The sequence below is a fragment of the Streptomyces sp. NPDC088553 genome (genome assembly GCF_044752965.1).
Taxonomy (GTDB): Bacteria; Actinomycetota; Actinomycetes; order Streptomycetales; family Streptomycetaceae; genus Streptomyces.
In genome coordinates, this window is the sequence record NZ_JBIVMG010000004.1 from 1 (window position 1) to 20,133 (window position 20,133).

The 20,133-nt window shown below is 72.4% G+C and carries 17 protein-coding genes; 8 read left to right on the top strand and 9 right to left on the bottom strand.

The features are described from left to right. Positions 1 to 136: 136 nt before the first annotated feature. A complete protein-coding gene (locus tag ACIP8Z_RS13005; protein ID WP_402082384.1) occupies positions 137 to 688 on the bottom strand; it encodes an RICIN domain-containing protein in 552 nt (183 codons plus the stop codon). A gap of 185 nt (positions 689 to 873) precedes the next feature. Beyond that, positions 874 to 2,235: a glutamine synthetase family protein gene (locus ACIP8Z_RS13010; RefSeq protein ID WP_015033133.1), complete on the bottom strand. Its 1,362-nt coding sequence runs from the start codon at positions 2,233 to 2,235 to the stop codon at positions 874 to 876. A gap of 249 nt (positions 2,236 to 2,484) precedes the next feature. Between ACIP8Z_RS13010 and ACIP8Z_RS13015 the strand changes: the two genes are divergently transcribed. The 4 genes from ACIP8Z_RS13015 (at position 2,485) to ACIP8Z_RS13030 (ending at position 4,886) form a co-directional block, all read left to right on the top strand. Beyond that, complete coding sequence (locus ACIP8Z_RS13015) at positions 2,485 to 2,907, top strand: hypothetical protein (RefSeq protein WP_319308940.1); 423 nt, start codon at positions 2,485 to 2,487, stop codon at positions 2,905 to 2,907. 74 nt (positions 2,908 to 2,981) lie between these two features. Continuing rightward, the gene (locus tag ACIP8Z_RS13020; protein WP_402082387.1) at positions 2,982 to 3,629 is read left to right on the top strand and encodes a DUF3105 domain-containing protein; all 648 of its coding nucleotides are present in this window, start codon (positions 2,982 to 2,984) and stop codon (positions 3,627 to 3,629) included. 35 nt (positions 3,630 to 3,664) lie between these two features. Next, the gene (locus tag ACIP8Z_RS13025; RefSeq protein ID WP_402083802.1) at positions 3,665 to 4,309 is read left to right on the top strand and encodes a DUF305 domain-containing protein; all 645 of its coding nucleotides are present in this window, start codon (positions 3,665 to 3,667) and stop codon (positions 4,307 to 4,309) included. A 157-nt stretch (positions 4,310 to 4,466) separates the two neighbouring features. Further along, the gene (locus tag ACIP8Z_RS13030) at positions 4,467 to 4,886 is read left to right on the top strand and encodes a CBS domain-containing protein (protein WP_402082389.1); all 420 of its coding nucleotides are present in this window, start codon (positions 4,467 to 4,469) and stop codon (positions 4,884 to 4,886) included. 38 nt (positions 4,887 to 4,924) lie between these two features. On the opposite strand, the gene ACIP8Z_RS13035 is transcribed toward ACIP8Z_RS13030, so the two are convergent. Together ACIP8Z_RS13035 and ACIP8Z_RS13040 are read right to left on the bottom strand one after the other, a co-directional pair. Further along, the gene (locus ACIP8Z_RS13035; RefSeq protein ID WP_402082392.1) at positions 4,925 to 5,731 is read right to left on the bottom strand and encodes an alpha/beta fold hydrolase; all 807 of its coding nucleotides are present in this window, start codon (positions 5,729 to 5,731) and stop codon (positions 4,925 to 4,927) included. Beyond that, on the bottom strand, positions 5,728 to 6,591 hold the full coding sequence (locus tag ACIP8Z_RS13040; RefSeq protein WP_402082394.1) for a DUF998 domain-containing protein: 864 nt from the start codon (positions 6,589 to 6,591) through the stop codon (positions 5,728 to 5,730). Before ACIP8Z_RS13040 ends, ACIP8Z_RS13035 begins: the two co-directional genes overlap by 4 nt. A gap of 217 nt (positions 6,592 to 6,808) precedes the next feature. Between ACIP8Z_RS13040 and ACIP8Z_RS13045 the strand changes: the two genes are divergently transcribed. After that, positions 6,809 to 8,566, top strand: a complete 1,758-nt coding sequence (locus ACIP8Z_RS13045; protein ID WP_402082396.1) for an NAD+ synthase — start codon at positions 6,809 to 6,811, stop codon at positions 8,564 to 8,566. Here ACIP8Z_RS13045 and ACIP8Z_RS13050 read toward each other — a convergent pair. The 4 genes from ACIP8Z_RS13050 to ACIP8Z_RS13065 form a co-directional block, all read right to left on the bottom strand. After that, the gene (locus ACIP8Z_RS13050; RefSeq protein ID WP_402082397.1) at positions 8,535 to 9,782 is read right to left on the bottom strand and encodes an MFS transporter; all 1,248 of its coding nucleotides are present in this window, start codon (positions 9,780 to 9,782) and stop codon (positions 8,535 to 8,537) included. The two genes, ACIP8Z_RS13045 and ACIP8Z_RS13050, sit on opposite strands and share 32 nt — an antisense overlap. A 150-nt stretch (positions 9,783 to 9,932) precedes the next feature. Beyond that, positions 9,933 to 10,958, bottom strand: a complete 1,026-nt coding sequence (locus ACIP8Z_RS13055) for an endonuclease/exonuclease/phosphatase family protein (protein WP_402082399.1) — start codon at positions 10,956 to 10,958, stop codon at positions 9,933 to 9,935. Between the two features lie 211 nt (positions 10,959 to 11,169). Further along, on the bottom strand, positions 11,170 to 11,829 hold the full coding sequence (locus ACIP8Z_RS13060; protein WP_319308950.1) for a TetR/AcrR family transcriptional regulator: 660 nt from the start codon (positions 11,827 to 11,829) through the stop codon (positions 11,170 to 11,172). A gap of 60 nt (positions 11,830 to 11,889) precedes the next feature. Beyond that, entirely contained in the window at positions 11,890 to 13,671 is a 1,782-nt protein-coding gene (locus ACIP8Z_RS13065; protein WP_402082402.1) for a DHA2 family efflux MFS transporter permease subunit, read from the bottom strand. Between the two features lie 237 nt (positions 13,672 to 13,908). Here ACIP8Z_RS13065 and panB point away from each other — a divergent pair, with 237 nt between their 5' ends. The 3 genes from panB to ACIP8Z_RS13080 all read left to right on the top strand — a co-directional run bounded on the left by panB (position 13,909) and on the right by ACIP8Z_RS13080 (position 16,734). Continuing rightward, positions 13,909 to 14,772 carry a 3-methyl-2-oxobutanoate hydroxymethyltransferase gene (gene panB / locus ACIP8Z_RS13070; RefSeq protein ID WP_030314175.1) on the top strand — a complete coding sequence of 288 codons (864 nt, stop codon included), beginning with the start codon at positions 13,909 to 13,911 and terminating at the stop codon, positions 14,770 to 14,772. 118 nt (positions 14,773 to 14,890) lie between these two features. Further along, positions 14,891 to 15,883 carry an ATP-binding cassette domain-containing protein gene (locus tag ACIP8Z_RS13075; protein ID WP_402082405.1) on the top strand — a complete coding sequence of 331 codons (993 nt, stop codon included), beginning with the start codon at positions 14,891 to 14,893 and terminating at the stop codon, positions 15,881 to 15,883. After that, complete coding sequence (locus ACIP8Z_RS13080) at positions 15,880 to 16,734, top strand: ABC transporter permease (protein WP_319308954.1); 855 nt, start codon at positions 15,880 to 15,882, stop codon at positions 16,732 to 16,734. The genes ACIP8Z_RS13075 and ACIP8Z_RS13080 overlap by 4 nt, the downstream gene beginning before the upstream one ends. A 15-nt stretch (positions 16,735 to 16,749) precedes the next feature. Here the strand turns inward: ACIP8Z_RS13080 and ACIP8Z_RS13085 are convergent, their stop codons facing one another. Continuing rightward, entirely contained in the window at positions 16,750 to 20,079 is a 3,330-nt protein-coding gene (locus ACIP8Z_RS13085; RefSeq protein WP_402082408.1) for an AfsR/SARP family transcriptional regulator, read from the bottom strand. Between the last annotated feature and the right edge of the window lie 54 nt (positions 20,080 to 20,133).

Genomic DNA, 20,133 nt, shown 5'->3' on the forward strand with positions numbered 1-20,133 from the left:
CTCAGCAGGCGCGGGGGGGTGCCTAGGTATTATATCTCCCCGGGGTTTGTCTTAGCGCCCGTGCCGCCCGGCCAAATGTACCACCCGCGGGGGGGGGGGGGGGGGGGGGGGGGCGGCCCGCCCCCCGCCCAGGTGCCTACCAGGCCACGGACCTGTTCCTGAAGCCCTGGTTGTCGCCGTAGTGGCAGTCCCACAGTCGCGCGCGGGCGCCCGGCTGCGTGCTCCAGTCGGCTATCTCCAGGCACTTGCCCTGGACGTACGAGTAGTCCATGTAGAGAATGCCGTCACCGCCGTGGAAGAGCTGGTTGAGGCCGTAGTGGCAGTCCCACTGGTTGGCGGTCGCACCGTTGTTGCGCCCCCAGCCGCCGATCTCCAGGCACTTGTTGCTGTTGACGTTGACGTAGTAGGACGATCCGACGAGATCGTTCGACCGCCAGAAGCGGTGCCACTTCTGGTTGGCGCCACCGGTGCAGGGCCACTGCCGGACGGCCGCGCCGTTCGCCGTGCTCCAGTCCGCCACCTCAAGACACTGGCCGGAGTGGTCCACGCGGATCTCGACGGTGCCGAGGTAGGTGAAGGTGGGCTCGGCCGCCTGGGCCGGAACGGCCGAGACGCCGAAGACGAGACCGAGGGATGCGGCAAGAACGAGCAGCCCGTGCCGGGCACGGGTGAACGCGGTGAACTTCATGGTCCTCTGCAATCGATAAGGAAGAATCCGGCGAGTGGCCGGAAATCGCCGTTCATGATCGCACAGGTCCGGGCTCAAATGATCTTCCACAGCTCGCACTTGGGCCACGGGACGCCTCGGGGCCGACGGTGCGTCACCGTCGGCCCCGATCATCGGCTCCGGGCCGCGCCCGTCCCGCCCTTCGACTACAACACCGGCAGGTTCTTGCGGAGTTCGAAGGCCGTGACCTCGGAGCGGTACTCCTCCCACTCCTGCTTCTTGTTGCGGAGGAAGAAGTCGAAGACGTGCTCGCCCAGAGTCTCCGCCACCAGTTCGCTCTTCTCCATCAGGGCGATCGCCTCTCCCAGGTTCTGCGGGAGCGGTTCGATGCCCATCGCGCGGCGTTCCGCGTCCGAGAGGGCCCAGACGTCGTCGTCGGCGCCGGCCGGGAGTTCGTAACCTTCTTCGATGCCCTTGAGGCCGGCGGCGAGGAGGACCGCGTACGTCAGGTAGGGGTTCGCGCCCGAGTCGATGGAGCGGACCTCGACGCGGGAGGAGCCCGTCTTGCCCGGCTTGTACATGGGGACGCGGATCAGGGCCGAGCGGTTGTTGTGGCCCCAGCAGATGTACGAGGGGGCCTCGCCGCCCGAGCCCGCCGTGCGGGACGAGCCGCCCCAGATGCGCTTGTACGAGTTGACCCACTGGTTCGTCACGGCGGAGATCTCGCCCGCGTGCTTCAGCAGGCCCGCGATGAACGAGCGGCCGACCTTGGACAGTTGGTACTCGGCGCCCGACTCGTAGAACGCGTTCCGGTCGCCCTCGAAGAGGGACAGGTGGGTGTGCATGCCCGAACCCGGGTAGTCCGAGAACGGCTTCGGCATGAACGTGGCCTGCACGCCCTGCTCCAGCGCCACCTGCTTCATGACCAGGCGGAAGGTCATGATGTTGTCCGCCGTGGAGAGGGCGTCCGCGTAACGGAGGTCGATCTCCTGCTGGCCCGGGGCGCCCTCGTGGTGGCTGAACTCCACCGAGATGCCCATCGATTCGAGCATCGTGATCGCCTGGCGGCGGAAGTCCATGCCCACGTTCTGCGGGGTGTGGTCGAAGTACCCCGAGTTGTCCGCCGGGGTGGGGCGGGTGCCGTCGAGCGGCTTGTCCTTGAGGAGGAAGAACTCGATCTCGGGGTGGGTGTAGAAGGTGAAGCCCAGGTCCGACGTCTTGGCCAGCGCCCGCTTCAGGACGTACCGCGGGTCCGCGAAGGAGGGCGATCCGTCCGGCATCAGGATGTCGCAGAACATCCGCGCCGTCCCCGGCGCCTCGGCCCGCCACGGCAGGATCTGGAACGTCCCCGGATCCGGCTTGGCGATCATGTCCGACTCGTATACGCGGGCGAAGCCCTCGATCGCCGAGCCGTCGAAACCGATGCCCTCGTCGAAGGCCTGCTCAAGCTCGGCGGGCGCCACGGCCACCGACTTGAGGAAGCCCAGCACGTCGGTGAACCACAGACGTACGAAGCGGATGTCGCGCTCCTCGAGCGTACGGAGCACAAATTCCTGCTGCTTGTCCATTTCCACACCCATCCTCGCTGGTCAGGCCGCCTGCTCCCACCGCCTCAGAGCACATCGGGGGGCACCTGAGCATCCCACCACATGGTTTCGCGCACGTTGCACACCCATAGTGCCTGCTCGGGTGTGACTCAGGTAACGCGGGAAGGGCTGCGTCCGGGTGGCCGTTCGCCCCTGCGCCGCCCGCCCGTGGGTACCGAGTGGTACCCCGTTCGGCCCACAGAGCCCCCGCGCCCACTACGATCTGCGCCCATGGGGGCCACACGGCTCGTACGCCCGTCCCAGCACGCGCGTCCCATGGCACTGGTGAGTGCCGTGGCGACGCTCCTCGCCGCGCTCTTCTTCTGTCTGGGCGCGGGACCCGGTCCCGAGAACCATCACGCGGGCACCGGCGCGAAGGCCGCGAGCGGGCCCGCGGCCACCGGCACCACGGCCACCACCCCCGCGGCCACCGGCACCGTCGTCGAGTACATCTGCCCGTACGACCGCGGTGGCTGCTCCCTCTTCCCCTCGCTCTCCCCCGCGGTGCTCAGCGCGCCCCCGCTCGATCCGCCGCTGCACGCGGCCGACGGGCTGCCGCGCTTCGAGCCGCCGTCCGGTGACGGCGCCGCGCGCCGTTCCGGCGTCCGGCCGCGCGCGCCGGATCTGCACGTCCTTCAAGTTCTTCGGACATAGCGGCGGCGGGCGTCCCGCCCCGCTCCGTCCACCCCCGAACTCCACCCCCATCCCTGAAGAAGGACGACACCACCATGGCCGCCAAGAGCTCCGCCAACGCCGACCGCCGCGCCCGAATAGAGGAGATGCGCCGCGCCGAGCAGGCCCGTGAGCGCCGCAACCGCCTCGTCACGATCGGCATCTCGGGCGTCGTCGTCCTCGGCCTCGTCGGCTTCGGCACCTTCGTGCTGATGAAGAAGTCCGACGAGCAGGACAAGAAGGACGCGGCCGCGAAGGCCCCCATCACCGCGGAGAAGTCCTGGGACGCCGCGAAGCTCGGCCGCAACCACGTCGAGACGGCCGTGAAGTACGACATGAAGCCGCCGGTCGGCGGTGACCACCACCCGGTCTGGATGAACTGCGACGGCGTCGTCTACAAGAAGGCCGTCTCCGAGGTGAACGCCGTGCACTCCCTGGAGCACGGCGCCGTCTGGGTGACGTACAACAAGAAGGCCGCCGCCGACGACGTGAAGAAGCTCGAGGACAAGGTCGGCAAGACCAAGTACACGCTGATGAGCCCCGTCGACGACCAGGCCGGCGCCATCATGCTGTCCGCCTGGGGCAAGCAGGTCACCGTGGACAACGCGAGCGACCCCCGCATCGACGCCTTCTTCACGAAGTACGTCCAGGGCCCGCAGACCCCCGAGCCGGGCGCCGCCTGCACCGGCGGGCTCAGCCAGTGAGCCGGGTCGGCGAGGACGACGGCGACGTCGACCTCCTGACGCCGCCGGCCCGGCGGCCGAACCGGACGCAGTGGGCGGCGATCACCGCCGTCGCGCTCGCCCTGCTGTTCGCCGGGGGCGCCGTCACGGTCGCCTCCGCCGAGCGCGAGGAGGCGCCGCGTACGCCGTCCTCGCTCTCCGCGGACGCCGGCTTCGCCCGGGACATGGCCGTCCACCACCAGCAGGCCGTCGAGATGTCGTTCATCGTCCGGGACCGCACCCAGGACGAGGAGGTGCGCCGTCTCGCGTACGACATCGCCAACACCCAGGCCAACCAGCGGGGCATGATGCTCGGCTGGCTCGACCTGTGGGGACTGCCCAAGATCGAGTCCGGTGTCGAGCCGATGACCTGGATGGGCATGGGCGGCTCCGGCGACACCGGTCCGCTCGACGGGGCGCTCATGCCCGGCATGGCGACCAACGCCCAGCTCGACGAGTTGCGCCGGGCGAGCGGCCGCGAGGCCGAGGTCCTGTACCTGAAGCTCATGACCGAGCACCACAGGGGCGGGGTCCACATGGCCGAGGGCTGTGTCCAGAAGTGCTCGGTGGAGATCGAGCGCGGTCTCGCGCAGGGCATGGTCGACGCCCAGAAGTCCGAGATGCTGCTGATGGCGGACATGCTCAGGAAGCGTGGCGCCTGACGGCCCGGGTCGGTGATCCGACGGCCCCCGTGACCCGCCGCGGTCGCGGGGGCCGTGTCGTACGCCGACAAGTCGCGGTGGTCGGGCCGTGCGCCGAGAATGGATGGGGCTCGGGGACGTACGTGTGTGACCACGTCCGACGAAAGGTACGCACCCCATGACCACGGCGAAGGACATCATGCACCCCGGGGCCCAGTGGATCCCGGCTCACGAGACGCTCGACCGCGCCGCGCAGATGATGCGCAACCTGAACGTCGGCGCGCTGCCCGTCGCCGACGAGAACGAGCGGCTCTGCGGCATCATCACGGACCGCGACATCGTGGTCGGCTGTGTGGCCATGGGCCACGACCCCTCGAAGATCACCTGCGGCGAGATGTCCAAGGGCACCCCGCGCTGGGTCGAGTCGGGCGCGGACGTGGGCGCGGTCCTGGAGGAGATGCAGAGCAACCAGATCCGTCGGCTGCCCGTCATCGAGGAGAAGCGGCTCGTCGGCATGATCAGCGAGGCCGATCTGGCCCAGCATCTGTCGGACGAGCAGCTCAAGGGATTCTGCGAGAGCGTCTACGCGCCTTCCTGAGGCGTCGGCGCGCCTGCCTGACCGGATCGACCGCAGGATCACGATCGCAGGATCACGGTCGCCACCGCTTCCGGGCGGTCCTTCATGACCAGATGGCCCGACGGCACGGCCGCCTCGTAGCGGGCGCCGAGCCGTCGGGCCAGCGCGCGTTGGCGCCGTTCCCAGCGGGCCGAGCCCTCGGGGGCGGCGAGGACGGTGACGGGGAGGCCCGGCGGGAGCGGGTGCGTGGTGCGCAGGGCGAGGAGTTCGGCCGCGACGGCTCCGTAGTGGGCGTTCTCCCAGAGGGTGCCGCGCAGCACGCGTGAGGTGCGGTAGACGCGGTGCACGAGGGCGGTGGCGGCCGGGTCGTGGCGTACGGCCGCACGGCGCACCGCGGGGCCGAGGGCGGCCGGGACTCCGGCGGCGGACAGGACGGTGCCGAGGACCCGGGCGACGGCCCCGTGGGACGTGCTCACCCGGGGGTGCTCCTCCACCGACGAGTCCACGAGCACGAGCGCGGTGGTCCGGTCCGGGTGGAGCCGGGCGAAGGCCTCGGCGTGGAACCCGGCGATCGAGTGCCCGACGACGGTGGCGGGGTCGGTGAGCCCCAGCGCGTCGAGGATCGCGGCGATCCGGTGGGCCTCGCCCGCGGCGGTGGGCGGGGCGGCGGCGGGCTGGGAGAGGCCGTGTCCGGGGCGGTCGAAGCGGACGACCGTACGGTGCGGAGCGAGGAGCGGGACGACCGGGTCCCAGTCGAACCAGCTCATGCCGAGTCCCGCGCTCAGGACGCAGACGGGTCCCGAGCCCTCGACGACGACGTGGTGGGCGACGCCGTCGACGCGTACGAAGGCCGGCTTTCCGGTCATCGCTCCTCTTCCGGGCCGGGGCGGGACGTGGCGAGGGAGTACGCGAGGACCGCGAGCCACACCGCCACCAGGAGCACCTGGAGCCGCTGGCCGGCGCCGAGCGCCCAGGTGCCCTTCCCCGCCTCGAAGGCGGCGACGGCGGCGAGGGTCCAGACGGTGGCGGCGAGCTCCAGGGCGACGACGACCGGGCCCGTACGGGCGAGGGGCCGCCGGCGGCCGTACCGGCGGGCGGCCATGGTCAGGGCGACGAGGGCGACGAGGGCGCCGGTCATGGCGAGACCGGAACTGACGGCATGGGCCGTATGGGTGGCGGGCACGAGCCCGGCGGTCTCGCGCGCGGCGCACGCGGGGTCGGCGGTCGCGGCGCAGCTGAGCGGGAGGCGCGAGTCGGCGACGGTGGCGGCGCCGAAGAGCGCCAGCGCGCCCCACCCGAGAACCGCCCAGGGCTCGCGGCCCCACCACACCCGACCGGCCTCCGGGGCCCCAGCCCGCCCGGCTCCCGAGCCCCCCACGCGACCGGACCCCGGCGCCGCCGACTCACCGGACTCAGGTGTCCCCACGCGGCCGGGCGCCGGCGGCCCCGCACGACCGGGCCCCCTCGTCCTGGACCCCCTCGCCCCCGAGGGCCTCGTCCCCGGCGGTCTCGTCCCCGCCCAGCCCAGCACCGCCCCCGCCAGGATCAGCGTCCCCGACACCAGGTCGGTCGCCCGGAAGAAGGTGCCGAACGGCTGGTCCGACGCCGCCAGTTCGGAGACGTACGTCCGGACCGGGTCGAGCCCGGTCCGCAGGACGGCTTCGAGGACCCACGCGGTGTACGCGAGCGCGCCGAGCGCCAGCAGGGCGGCCGAGGCTCGCGTCACGTTTCCGGGCATAGTGGGTCTGACGCTACGGCGTGCCGGAGGGTTGCCGGTGGCCGGGGTGGACCCGGGCCGGCCCTGGCGGGTCGTCAGTGACCGTCGTGGGAGTCATGAGAGCCATGATCGATCGGGCGGGGCGGGGGCGCACGCCCGGCGGGAGGAACGGGTCACGCACCCGTTTCCCAGGACATCGCGTCGGTCTGACGATTACACTGGCCGGGTGCCTCAACTACGCCTCGCCCTGAATCAGATCGACTCGACCGTCGGAGACATCGCCGGGAACGCCGAGGCGATCGTGCACTGGACCCGGCACGCCGCCGGACAGGGCGCGCATCTCGTCGCGTTCCCCGAGATGGCGCTCACCGGATACCCCGTGGAGGACCTCGCGCTGCGCTCCTCGTTCGTCGAGGCCTCGCGGGCGGCCCTGCGCGGTCTCGCCCGCCGGCTCGCGGACGAGGGCTTCGGGGAGGTGCCGGTCGTCGTCGGCTATCTGGACCGCTCCGAGCGGGCGGAGCCGAAGCTCGGCCGGCCGGCCGGTTCGCCGGAGAACGCCGCCGCCGTGCTGCACCGGGGCGAGGTGGTGCTGCGCTTCGCCAAGCACCACCTGCCGAACTACGGCGTCTTCGACGAGTACCGCTACTTCGTCCAGGGCGACACCCTGCCGGTCGTCCGGGTCCACGGGGTCGACGTGGCCCTGGCGATCTGCGAGGACCTGTGGCAGGAGGGCGGCCGGGTTCCGGCGGCGCGTCACGCGGGGGCGGGGCTGCTGCTGTCGGTCAACGCCTCGCCGTACGAGCGGGACAAGGACGACACGCGCCTCGAACTGGTCCGCAGGCGGGCCCGGGAGGCCGGGTGCGTGACCGCGTACCTGGCGAGCACGGGCGGCCAGGACGAGCTGGTCTTCGACGGCGACTCGATCGTGGTGGACGCGGACGGCGAAGTGATCGCGCGGGCCCCGCAGTTCGTCGAGGGCAGCGTGATCCTGGACCTGGAGCTGCCGGCGGCCGACGCCGAGGCGCCGGAGGGCGTGGTGAACGACGGGCTGACGATCGACCGCGTGGTGCTCTCGGAGGAGCCGCTGCCGGCGTACGAGCCGGAGCTGACGGGCGGATACGCGCACCGGCTGGACGACGAGGAGGAGGTGTACTCGGCGCTGGTCATCGGGGTCCGGGCGTATGTCGCGAAGAACGGTTTCCGCTCGGTGATCGTCGGTCTCTCCGGGGGCATCGACTCGGCGCTCGTCGCCGCCATCGCCTGCGACGCGCTCGGCTCGGAGAACGTGTACGGGGTGTCGATGCCCTCGAAGTACTCCTCCGACCACTCGCGCGGCGACGCCGCCGAGCTGGCCCGCCGCACCGGGCTCCACTACCGCACGGTGTCGATCGAGCCGATGTTCGACGCGTACATGGGTGCGCTCGGCCTCACCGGCCTCGCCGAGGAGAACCTCCAGTCGCGGCTGCGGGGCACGACGCTGATGGCGCTCTCCAACCAGGAGGGTCACATCGTCCTCGCGCCGGGCAACAAGTCCGAGCTGGCGGTGGGCTATTCGACGCTGTACGGCGACTCCGTCGGCGCGTTCGGGCCCATCAAGGACGTCTACAAGTCGACCGTGTTCCGGCTGGCGCGCTGGCGCAACCGGGCGGCCGAGGAGCGCGGCCAGACCCCGCCGATCCCGGAGAGCTCGATCAGCAAGCCCCCGAGCGCGGAGCTGCGCCCGGGGCAGGTCGACACGGACTCGCTGCCGGACTACGACACCCTGGACGCGATCCTCGCCCTGTACGTGGACCAGGACCGGGGCCGGGACGAGATCGTGGCCGCCGGTTTCGACGAGGAGCTGGTCACGAAGACGCTGCGGATGGTGGACACGGCGGAGTACAAGCGGCGCCAGTACCCGCCCGGCACCAAGATCTCGGCGAAGGGCTTCGGCAAGGACCGGCGCCTGCCGATCACGAACCGCTGGCGGGAGACGACGAGCTGACCTGCTTCCCGGCGGGGTGACCTTCGGCGAGGGGGCTGTGCGCGACGACGCGCGAGGCCCCCTCCCCCGTACCCCGGTCGCGGTCGAGGAGGCCCGCCACCGCCGCGATCGCCAGGCCCACCACCGTGAGGCCCGCGCCGACCAGGGCAGGCGAGGTCCAGCCCCAGCCGGCGGCGACGGCGGCGCCGCCCGCCCAGGCGCCGCCGGCGTTGGCGAGGTTGAAGGCGGAGTGGTTGGAGGCGGAGGCGAGCGTCGGGGCGTCCTTGGCCTTGTTCATGACCAGCATCTGGAGCGGGGTGGTGGTCATGAAGCCGACGGCACCGAGCACCACGACCGTGACCAGGGCCAGCCAGGGCACGTGGATCGTGAAGCGGAAGGCGACCAGGGCGAGGACGAGGGCGGCGAGCGAGCCGTACAGCGTCGGGCGGAGCGCCCGGTCGGTCAGCGGGCCGGCGGCGAGCGCCCCGCCGGTCATGCCGAGGCCGAAGAGGGCGAGGACGACGGTGACGGTGGAGTCTCCGAAGCCCATCACCTCGGTGGTCATCGAGGCGAGGTAGGAGTAGACGGCGAAGACGCCCGCGAAGCCGAAGACGGCGGTGAGCAGACCGAGCAGCACCTGCGGGCGGCCGAGCGCGCGCACCTCGCGGCCCAGGCTCTGCCGCTCGTCGACGGGGACGTGCGGCACGAGGCGGGCGAGCGCGGCCATGGCGAGCAGGCCGATGGCGGAGACCACGAGGAAGGTGGCCCGCCAGCCGAGGTGCTGTCCGAGCAGGGTCGCGGCGGGTACGCCCAGGATGTTGGCGACGGTCAGGCCGAGGAACATCGTGGCCACCGCCCGCGCCTGCCGGCCCTCGCGCACGAGCCGGGCGGCGACGACCGCGCCGAGCCCGAAGAACGCGCCGTGCGGGAGCCCGGCGAGCACCCGGCCGGCGATCAGCCAGCCGAAGCCGGGGGCGAGCGCGGAGGCCAGGTTGCCCACCGTGAAGAGGGCCATGAGCAGGAGCAGCATCCGCTTGCGCGGGACGCGGGAGCCGAGGGCGGTGAGCAGCGGGGCGCCGACGACGACGCCGATCGCGTACGCCGAGACGAGGTACCCGGCGGTGGGGACGGAGGTGCCGAGGTCGTCGGCGACCTGCGGTAGCAGGCCCATCATCACGAATTCGGTGGTGCCGATGCCGAAGGCGGAGACGGCGAGCGCGAGCAGCGCCAGGGGCATGGGAAGGGCCTTTCCGGAAGATAGTTCTTCAACGGAACAAAGGCTCTCAGATGTTTTCTTCCCGGCGGCTTCCGGGGAGTGAAGAGGAGATTTCGACCCGTGTGCTACGTGCGGCCCGCGTCGCAGGAACGTGACGCGGGCCGCACGTCGTCAGAACTTCACGCGGGCCGCGACCGGGAGGTGGTCGCTCCTCGTCTCCGGGAGGGCCCAGGAGGACATCGGCTCGACGCCCTTGACCAGGATCTGGTCGATGCGGGCCATCGGGAACGAGGCGGGCCAGCTGAAGCCGAAGCCGTCGCCCGCCGCGCCCTGGGTGGAGCGGAGCTGCGAGGTGATGCCGTTGAGCGCGCGGTCGTTCATGGTGCCGTTGAGGTCGCCGAGGAGGACGATCCGCTCGTGGCGGTCGTCGGAGATGGCCTCGCCGAGGGCGTTCGCGCTGGCGTCGCGCTGGTTGGCGGTGAAGCCGGCGTTCATCCTGACCCGGACGGACGGCAGGTGGGCGACGTACACGGCGACCTCGCCCTGGGGGGTCACGACGTCGGCCCGCATCGCACGGGTCCAGCCCATCCGGATGTCGACGGGCTGCGGGTCGCGCAGGGGCAGCTTGCTCCAGAGTCCGACCGTGCCCTGGACGGAGTGGTACGGGTAGGCCTTCGCGAGGCCCTTCTCGTACGCCGGGACCATGTCGCCCTTCAGTTCCTCCAGGGCGAGGACGTCGGCGCCGGACGCGGCGAGCTGCTCGGCGGTGCCCGCGGGGTCCGGGTTGTCGGCGTTCACGTTGTGGGTCGCGACGGTCAGGTCGCCGCCGGCCTCGGACTTGTCGGCGACGAGTCCGCCGAAGAGGTTCAGCCACACCACGGCCGGCAGCACCAGGGCGATCAACGCGGTGGCGGAGCGGCGCAGCAGGGCGAGCACGAGGAGGAGCGGGACGAAGAGGCCCAGCCAGGGCAGGAAGGTCTCGGTGAGGCTGCCGAGGTTGCCGATCCGGTTGGGGATCTCGGCGTGGAGGACCATGAACAGGGTGAGGGCCACCGCGAAGAGCGCGAGCAGGATGCCGCGGCGCCAGATCCCGGGGTCGCGGCGGAGTCCGCCGAGGGCGGTCCGGAAGCGGGAGGAGGTCGTCGGCTCGTTCCCCGTGCCGCCCTGCTCGGTCTCCGTCATGTCCACCCGCGCCATCGCCCGTCCTCACTGCCTTGCTGCCGTGCTGTCTTGCTGTCTTGCTGTCTCGCTCCGTGACCCGACGTCGACACTAGGGGATGACGGGGTCGTCGTACGCCCGGTGGGACGACGGCCGGGGCGTGGCGGGTTCCTGCAGGTGGCGTCCTCGGGCGGGCTGTGACAGAACGCGCACATTTGGCCGGGTCCGGCCTTGTCGTTCGGGCGGCGGTCAGTCCCGGGGCCGGAGGCCCTCCATCACGGTGTCGACGACCCGCTCGGCGAGGCCGGGTTCCAGGGAGGCGCCGGGGCGGATGACGGTGCGCAGGAGCAGCGGGCCCGTGAGGAGGTCGTTGACGAACTCGATGTCGAGGTCGTCGCGGATCTCCCCCTGTTCGATCCCGCGCCGCACGGTGTCCAGGCCGAGACGGCGGCGCGGCTCGATGACGCTGTGCTGGTAGACCTCCCACAGCCGGGGGTAGAGCTGCATCTGCGCGAAGACGTTGTGGAGCAGGCTGGAGGTCCGCTTGGCGACGCCGCGTTCGCGCAGCGATTCCAGGAGGACGACGAGATCGCCCCGGACCGAGGTGCCGGAGAGCACCGGGTCCGGGGGTTCCACCGAGCGGAGCAGATCGACGAAGAGCTCCTCCTTGCCGGTCCAGCGGCGGTAGATGGTGGCCTTGCCGACGCCGGCGGTGCGGGCGATCCGCTCGATGGACAGCTCGGCGAGCGGGACGCCCTCGTCCAGGAGCCCGACGACCGCGTCGAAGACGGCCCGCTCGACGCCCTCGCTCCGGGGCCGGCCCCGCCGGGCGCCGGTCGCGGCGCCGGCCGTGGCCCCGTCGTCGTGGGTTTCCGGGGTTCCGGGGGTCCCGCCGTCCTGCCGCGACACGTGCGCTCCACCTCTCGTTCGGGCCCTCGGACACCATGGGCGCCCTCGGCGCCTCGTGCCCTACCGTCGGGCCGATTCTCCCGCCTCGGACGCCGGACCCGGCACCGAGCCCCGCCGGGCGCCACCGTCCGGGCCGGTTCCGGGCGCCACGGCACCCGGACCCACCTCACCCGGTCCTGCCTCCCCCGGTCCCGTACCGCCGGCTCCCGATCCCGCGGCACCCGGTCCCGGGGCGCCCGGCCCCGCGGCACCCGGTCCGGGGGCGCCCGCGGTGCCCGCCGGCGTACGGCCCGGCAGGAAGAGCGCGACCACCGCCGCGCCGATCAGGCCGATCACGGCCGAGGCGAGCGCCGTGACGTGCATGGCGTCGAGGAAGGCGTCGTACGCCGGGGCCACCAGGTCCCGGCCCGCCGGGCCGAGCTTCTCCGCGACCGCGAGCGTCGCCTCGACGGACTCTCCCGCCGTGGCGCGCAGGGCCTCCGGGACCCCGCCGAGGTGCCCCTCGATCTCGCCGCGGTACGTGGAGGAGAGCAGCGAGCCGAGGACGGCGACGCCGAGCGCCCCGCCGACCTGACGGAAGGTGTTGTTGATCGCCGAGCCGGAGCCCGCCTTCTCACGCGGCAGCGCCTGCATGATCGCGACCGTGACGGGCGGCATGATGTGCGCCATTCCCGCGCCCTGGACGAAGAAGACGATCTCCATGACCCAGACCGGGGTCGAGGCGTCGAAGAAGGCGAAGGCCGCGAGCCCGAGGGCGACGAGCAGCATGCCGGCGGTGCAGACGGCCTTGGCGCCGAAGCGTTCGACGACGAGCCGCGCGCGGGGCGCGAACACCATCTGCGCGACGGCCAGCGGCAGGATGAGCAGCCCGGACTGGAGGGCGCTGTAGCCGCGGACGCTCTGCAGGTAGAAGGCGGAGAAGAAGGTCACGCCCATGAGCGCGAAGAAGACGAGCGCGATCGCGGCGACGGCCGCCGAGAACGCGGGCCTCTTGAAGTACGTCATGTCGATCGCCGGGTGGTCGCTGCGCCGCTCGTGGAGGACGAAGAGGACCAGGACGGCGAGGCCGCCGAGGACCGGGGCGAGGACGGTGACGTCGGTGAAGTCGGCCAGTTCGCCGCCGCGGATGATCCCGTAGACGAGGAGGACGAGCCCGACGACGGAGAGCAGCACGCCGGGGACGTCGATCCGGCCGGGCCTGGGGTCGCGGGAGTCGGGGACCAGCCACATCATCAGGGCGAGGGCGACCAGCACGACCGGCACGTTGATGAGGAAGATCGATCCCCACCAGAAGTGTTCGAGCAGGATGCCGCCCGTGATCGGGCCGATCGCGATGGCGAGGCCGCCGCTGCCGGCCCAGATGCCGATGGCCTTGGGCTGCTCGTCGCGCTCGAAGACGTTCATGAGGACGGCGAGCGTCGCGGGCATGACGAAGGCGGCGCCGAGGCCCATGACGGCCCGGAAGGCGATGAGCTCGCCCGGGGAGCCGGAGAGCGCGGCGAGGGCGGAGCCGATGCCGAAGACGGTGATGCCGAAGAGCAGCACCTTCTTGCGGCCGATGCGGTCACCGAGCAGGCCCGAGGTGAAGAGGAGCCCGGCGAAGACGAGCGTGTAGGAGTTGATCGCCCATTCCAGCTCGCTCTGGGTGGCGCCGATTCCGGTGGGCGCGGGGGCGGCGATCGTCTTGACCGCGACGTTCAGGATCGAGTTGTCGAGGACGACGATCAGCAGGCTGAGCATCAGGACGCCGAGGACGGCCCAGCGGCGCCGGTGGACGGCCTCGGGGACCCGGGGTCCGGGGGGTACGGCGGAGGCGGCGGAGGCGGAGGACGGCTGTGACATGTCCGCCACCCTAGAGGAATTTCGATACGAGACCGTCTCGTATCGAAATTCCTGACCGAGCCTTTACGTTGCGGGCGTGTGAACGCCCGCCACGGCACGCGGCTCGCCCGCCCCGGCGCGCCGGTGTGAACAGCGCCACTCCGGCCCACTTCCCCGCCCGCCCGGCGAAGTGCCACCATGGATGTGGTCCGGGGACGCCGTCAGGGCGCCTCGAGATGACACAAGGAGCCGTGCACCATGACGCTTCAGGCTGCCCAGAAACCGCCCGCCGACAGCAGCAAGGCGCTGTACGGCGGCAAGGGCACGCGCCGCATCACCGTCCACGACATCGCCGCCGCCAAGACCCGCGGCGAGAAGTGGCCCATGCTCACCGCCTACGACGCGATGACCGCGTCCGTCTTCGACGAGGCCGGCATCCCGGTGATCCTCGTCGGGGACTCCATGGGCAACTGTCACCTCGGCTACGACACCACCGTGCCCGTCACGATGGACGAGATGACCCTGCTCTCCGCCGCCGTCGTCCGGGGCACGAAGCGCGCCCTCGTCGTCGGCGACCTCCCCTTCGGTTCGTACCAGGAAGGGCCGGTCCAGGCCCTGCGCAACGCCACCCGGCTGGTCAAGGACGCGGGCGTCGGTGCGATCAAGCTGGAGGGCGGCGAGCGCTCGCTGCCCCAGACCGAGCTGCTCGTCCAGGCCGGCATCCCCGTCATGTCCCACCTGGGCCTCACCCCGCAGTCCGTGAACACCATGGGCTACCGGGTGCAGGGCCGCTCCGACGAGGCCGCGCACAAGCTGCTCCGCGACGCGAAGGCGGCGCAGGACGCGGGCGCGTTCGCGGTCGTCCTGGAGCTCGTACCGGCCGAGCTGGCCGCCGAGGTCACCCGCTCGCTGCACATCCCGACCATCGGGATCGGCGCGGGCGCCGGCACCGACGCCCAGGTGCTCGTCTGGACCGACATGGCCGGTCTGACCGGCGGCAAGGTCCCCCGCTTCACCAAGCAGTACGCCAACCTCCGCGAGACGCTCGGCGACGCCGCGCGCGCCTTCGCCGAGGACGTCAGCGGCGGGGCGTTCCCCGCCGAGGAGCACACCTTCCACTAGTCGCGACAGGCCCACACAGCCACTGCGGCACCACCCGACAGCCCGCCGACATCCCCCATCGGCGGGCTGTCGGTCGTCTGTCGGAGGATTGTCGGTGGCCCCTGGTCTAGTAGGGGCCATGACGCGATCACACACCAACGCCGTCGAGGTCCGGGGCCTCGTGAAGCACTTCGGCGACACCAAGGCCCTCGACGGGGTCGACCTGGACGTACGGGAGGGCACCGTCCTCGGCGTGCTCGGCCCGAACGGCGCCGGGAAGACCACCCTCGTCCGCTGCCTCTCCACCCTCCTCGTCCCGGATGCCGGGACCGCCACCGTCGCCGGGTACGACGTGGTGAAGCACCCCCGCCAGCTGCGCCGCACCATAGGGCTCACCGGTCAGTACGCCTCGGTCGACGAGAAGCTGTCCGGCTGGGAGAACCTGTACATGATCGGGCGGCTGCTCGACCTCTCCCGCTCCGACGCCCGCCGCCGGGCCGACGAGATGCTGGAGCGCTTCTCCCTCACCGACGCCGCCAAGCGGCCCGCCATGAACTACTCGGGCGGCATGCGGCGCCGGCTCGACCTCGCCGCCTCGATGATCGGCCGGCCGGCCGTCCTCTACCTGGACGAGCCGACCACCGGTCTCGACCCCCGCACCCGCAACGAGGTGTGGGACGAGGTGCAGCGGATGGTCTCCGAGGGCGTCACCGTCCTCCTCACCACCCAGTACATGGAGGAGGCGGAGCAGCTCGCGAGCGAGCTGACCGTCATCGACAAGGGCAAGGTCATCGCCAGGGGCGGCGTCGACGAGCTCAAGGCCAAGGTCGGCGGCCGGACCCTGAAGGTCCGCCCGGTGGACCCGGGCCAGCTGCCCGCGATGGCCGCCGCGCTCCGCGAGACCGGCCTCGACGGGATCGCCGGGTCGACCGTCGTGCCCGACGAGGGCGCACTGTACGTGCCGATCCTCACCGACCAGCAGCTGACCGCCGTCGTGGCCCTGTTCGGCGCCCGCGGCTTCGGCATCGCGCACATCGGCACCCATCTGCCCAGCCTGGACGAGGTGTTCCTGGCCATCACCGGCGAGAAGACCACCGTTTCCGACGAGATCAACGAGGAGGTCGCCGCGTGAGCACGACCACGGTCACCAAGTCCCCCGTCGGAGCCCCGGGCCCGGCGGCCGCGCGCCCCGCGCCCGCCGCCGAGGGCCGGATCGGCCTCCGGGCCAACCTGCGGCACATCGGCGCCCTCGCCCGTCGCAACGCGCTCCAGATCAAGCAGGACCCGGAGTCGATGTTCGACGCCGTCCTGATGCCGATCATCTTCATCCTGCTGTTCGTGTACGTCTTCGGCGGCGCGATCGCCGGCAAGGGCAACAACGACGTCTACGTGAACTACGTGACGCCCGGCCTGATGGCGATGATGGGCATGAACATCGCGATGGCCGTCGGCGTGGGCATCAACGACGACTTCAAGAAGGGGGTCATGGACCGGTTCCGGACGATGCCGATCGCCCGGTCCTCCGTCCTGATCGCGAAGATCGTCGTCGAGGTCGGCCGGATGCTGATCGCCACCGCGATCCTGCTCAGCATGGGCTTCCTGCTCGGCCTGGAGATCCACACCTCCGTGCTGCACCTCTTCGCCGCCATCGGCCTCTCGATGGTCTTCGGAGCGTCCCTGATGTGGATCTTCATCCTGCTCGGTCTCACCCTGAAGACCGCCCAGGCCGTCCAGGGCATGGCGATGCTGGTCCTGATGCCGCTGCAGTTCGGCTCCTCGATCTTCGCCCCGACGACCTCGATGCCCGGCTGGCTGGAGACCTTCACCGACTACAACCCGCTGTCCAACCTCGCCGACGCCGCCCGCAACCTGATCAACGGCGGCCCGGTCGCCCACTCGGTGTGGATGACCCTCGGCTGGGCCCTCGTCATCACGATCGTCACGGCGCCCCTGGCGGTGACCAAGTTCCGCAAGAAGACCTGAGTCCACCACGGGGGTTCAGGACTCGGCGCGCTCACTGATCGCGTCGGCGGCGCGACCGAGCAGGGCGGCGGCCTCTTCCAAGGAGAGGCCGCCGCCTTCCGCGTGCGCCGCGGTGAACTCCGCGGCTCCCAGCACGGCCCTGCACAGGTCCGAGGCCCGCGCCAGGTTCTCCCGCTCCATGGGCGGGGCCAGGTGCCCCGGCGGGACCAGGGCGTCCCTGGCCCCGAGCAGCACCGCCCCGGTACGCGCCTCCGGGCCGCCGAGCCCGCCCAGCGCCCAGGCCGCGGTGACCAGATGGACCCCGGGCATCTGCGGGGCGACCATCATCGACAGCGCGCCGAGGGACCTCTCGTAGGCCTCCGTGGCCAGAGCGAGCGCGGAGCCGTACCGTCCGTCGAGGTCGTCCAGCCAGCCCAGGCTGCCGAGCGTGAAGCCCTCGAAGATCGAGAGCGTCTCGGAGCCGAACTCTCCCCGCAGCGCGTGCAGGTGCTCACGCGCCTCGGCGGTGCGACCGCTGCGGCCGAGCGCCAGGGCCAGGAAGATGCGGGCCCCGAGCAGGGGTTCATGACCCCAGAGGTGGCCGCCGTCCACGATCTCGCGCAGGATGGCCTCGCCCTCGTCGAGCCGCCCGGTCTCGACGAGCGTCCCGGCGTACCGGGCCCGCAGGAGCGCCATCTGCGACTGGGCGCCGATCCGTTCCGCGTAGCCGATGGCGGCCTCGAAGTCCGCGGCCGCCTCCTCGAACGAGAGCCGCCGCTCCTGGGCCTCCGCGCGGGAGGAGAGCGCCTCGGCCGCGCCCCAGGCGTCCCCGAGCCGGACGAAGAGCTCCAGGCTCTCGTCGGCGTCCGCGATGGCCTCGACGGCCTGGTCGCCCCGGTTGGCGAACATGTTGGCCCGCATCTGGAGGGCGTTGGCGAGCTCCCAGTCGTAGCCGTAGCGGCGGCAGGCCTCGATGGTCGTGTCGAGCAGTTCGCGGAGCCGGCCGGCCTCGCCGATGAGGAGGACCGCGAAGACGGCGAGAGAGCCGGGCAGTCGGGAGGCCTGGGGCAGGCCCGGCTCGTAGACGGCGGTCATCTCGCGGAGCCGCTCCATGCCGGCGGGGCTGGTCCAGCGCCCGGTCTCGTGATCCATGTTGATCAGCTCGACGAGCCGCACCCCGCGCCGCGCCTCCCAGCGCTGCTCCTCGGCGAGCGGCGGCGGCCCTGCCGTGCACGGCTCGTCCAGGGGGACCACGGGGGCGGCGGGCGGGGTGAACGGGTCGGGGCCGAGGGCGGCGGCGGCCCGGGCCCAGTGCAGGGCGTCGGAACGCAGGTCGCGCATCTGCCAGTACCAGAGCAGGGAGTGGACGAGGACGAGCGCCTCGTCCTCGTCGTGGGCGTCGACGGCCCGGTGCAGGGCGGTGCGCAGGTTCCCGTACTCGGCGCCGAAGCGGGCGATGGCGGCGACCTGGCCCGATCCGCGCAGCTCGGGATCGGTACGGCGGGCCAGCTCGCGGTAGTACGTCAGGTGGCGCCGCTCGACCGCCGCCCGTTCCCCGGACTCGTCGAGCCGCTCCCCCGCGTACTCCGCCACGGTCTCCAGGAGACGGAAGCGCATCCCCTCGTCCCCCGGGCCGGCCACCACGAGCGACTTGTCGACGAGCGCCCCCAGCAGATCCAGTACGTCGAGCACCTCGCCGGTCCCGGCGTCCGTGCAGACCGCCTCGGCCGCCGCCAGGTCGCAGCCGCCCGTGAAGACCGCGAGCCGTCGCAGCACCGCGCGCTCCACCTCGTCGAGCAGGTCCCACGACCAGTCGACCACCGCCCGCAGCGTCTGCTGCCGCGGCAGCACCGTCCGGGCCCCCGAGGTCAGCAGCCGGAACCGGTCGTCGAGCCGGTCCGCGATCTGCCGCGGCGTCAGCATCCGCAGCCGGGCCGCGGCCAGCTCGATCGCCAGCGGCAGACCGTCGAGACGGCGGCAGATCTCCTCCGCCGCCTCGGGGTCCTCGCCCACGGTGAACCCGGGCCGCGCCGCCGCGCCCCGCTCGTCGAGCAGGCGCAACGCCATGCCCATCGGCAGCGGGCCCAAGGGTCGTACCAGCTCCCCCGGCACCCCCAGCGGCTCCCGGCTGGTCGCGAGGACCCGGAGTCCCGGGCAGCGGGCGAGCAGGGTCTCGGCCAGTTCGGCGGCGGCGGTCACGACGTGCTCGCAGTTGTCGAGGAGCAGCAGCATCCGGCGCCCGGAGCAGTGCTCGACGAGCCGGGCGAGCGGGTCGTTGCCGGCCCGGAGCTCCTCGGCGCCCGCGCCCCTCAGGACGGTCTCGCGGGCGCCGACGGCCGCGAGGACCGCCTCGGGGACGGCCTCGGGGCCGGTGACGGGCGCGAGTTCGGCGACCCAGACCCCGTCCGGCCACGCCTCGGCCGCGCGCTCGGCGGCTTCCTGCGAGAGCCGGGTCTTCCCTGCGCCGCCGGGGCCGAGCAGGGTGACGAGCCGGGCGTCCTTCAGGTCCCTGCGGAGGGCGGCGATCTCCTCGTCCCGGCCGACGAAGCTGGTGAGCCGGGCGCGCAGGTTGCCGGGAGCGGGGGCGGTGGCGGGCGCCCGGTCCGGCTCGGTCTTCGACCCGCGCTTCGGTTCCGTCCTCGGCCCCTGGGCCAGCAGCTCCGCGTGCAGGGCGCGCAGGGCCGGCGACGGGTCCGTGCCGAGGCGGTTGGCGAGGGCGCGCCGGACCGACTCGTACGCGGCGAGGGCCTCGGCCGCGCGTCCGGTGTCCCGCAGGGCCCTGATCCGCAGTGCCTGGAGGGTCTCGTCCAGGGGGTGGGCGGCGCACAGGGCGGTCAGTTCGGGGAGGACCGCGGGCGCCTCGCCGAGCCCGAGGGCGGCGTCGAGCCTGGCCCGGCGGACGTCGAGGCGGCGGGCCTCCCAACGCGGGGCCTCCGTCTCCCGGTCGGGCAGGTCGGCGAGGGCGGGCCCGCGCCAGAGCCCGAGGGCCTCGTCGAGGAGGGCGGCGGCCCGGGCCGGGGCCCCGGCGCCGAGCGCGGCCACGCCCTCGGCGGCCAGGTGCTCGAAGCGGCGGGCGTCCACGTCCTCGGGCCGGGCGTCGAGCCGGTAGCCGCCCTCGACGGAGACGATCCGGTCCCGGCCGAGGGCCTTGCGGAGTCGTCCGACGAGGGCCTGGAGCGCGGCGACGGCGTCGGCGGGCGGCTCGTCGCCGTGCCACACCTCGTCGACGAGGTCCGGTACGGGCACGGTCCGGCCGGCCCGCAGGGCGAGGACGGTGAGCAGTGCGCGGACCCGGGGGCCGCCGACGGCCACGTCGGTGCCGTCGGTCGTGCGGGCGAGGGTCGGTCCGAGGACGGAGTAGTGCACGGGCCCATTCTCCGTGAGAGGGTCCCCGACTCCGGAACTCGCCCCGTCACCCGA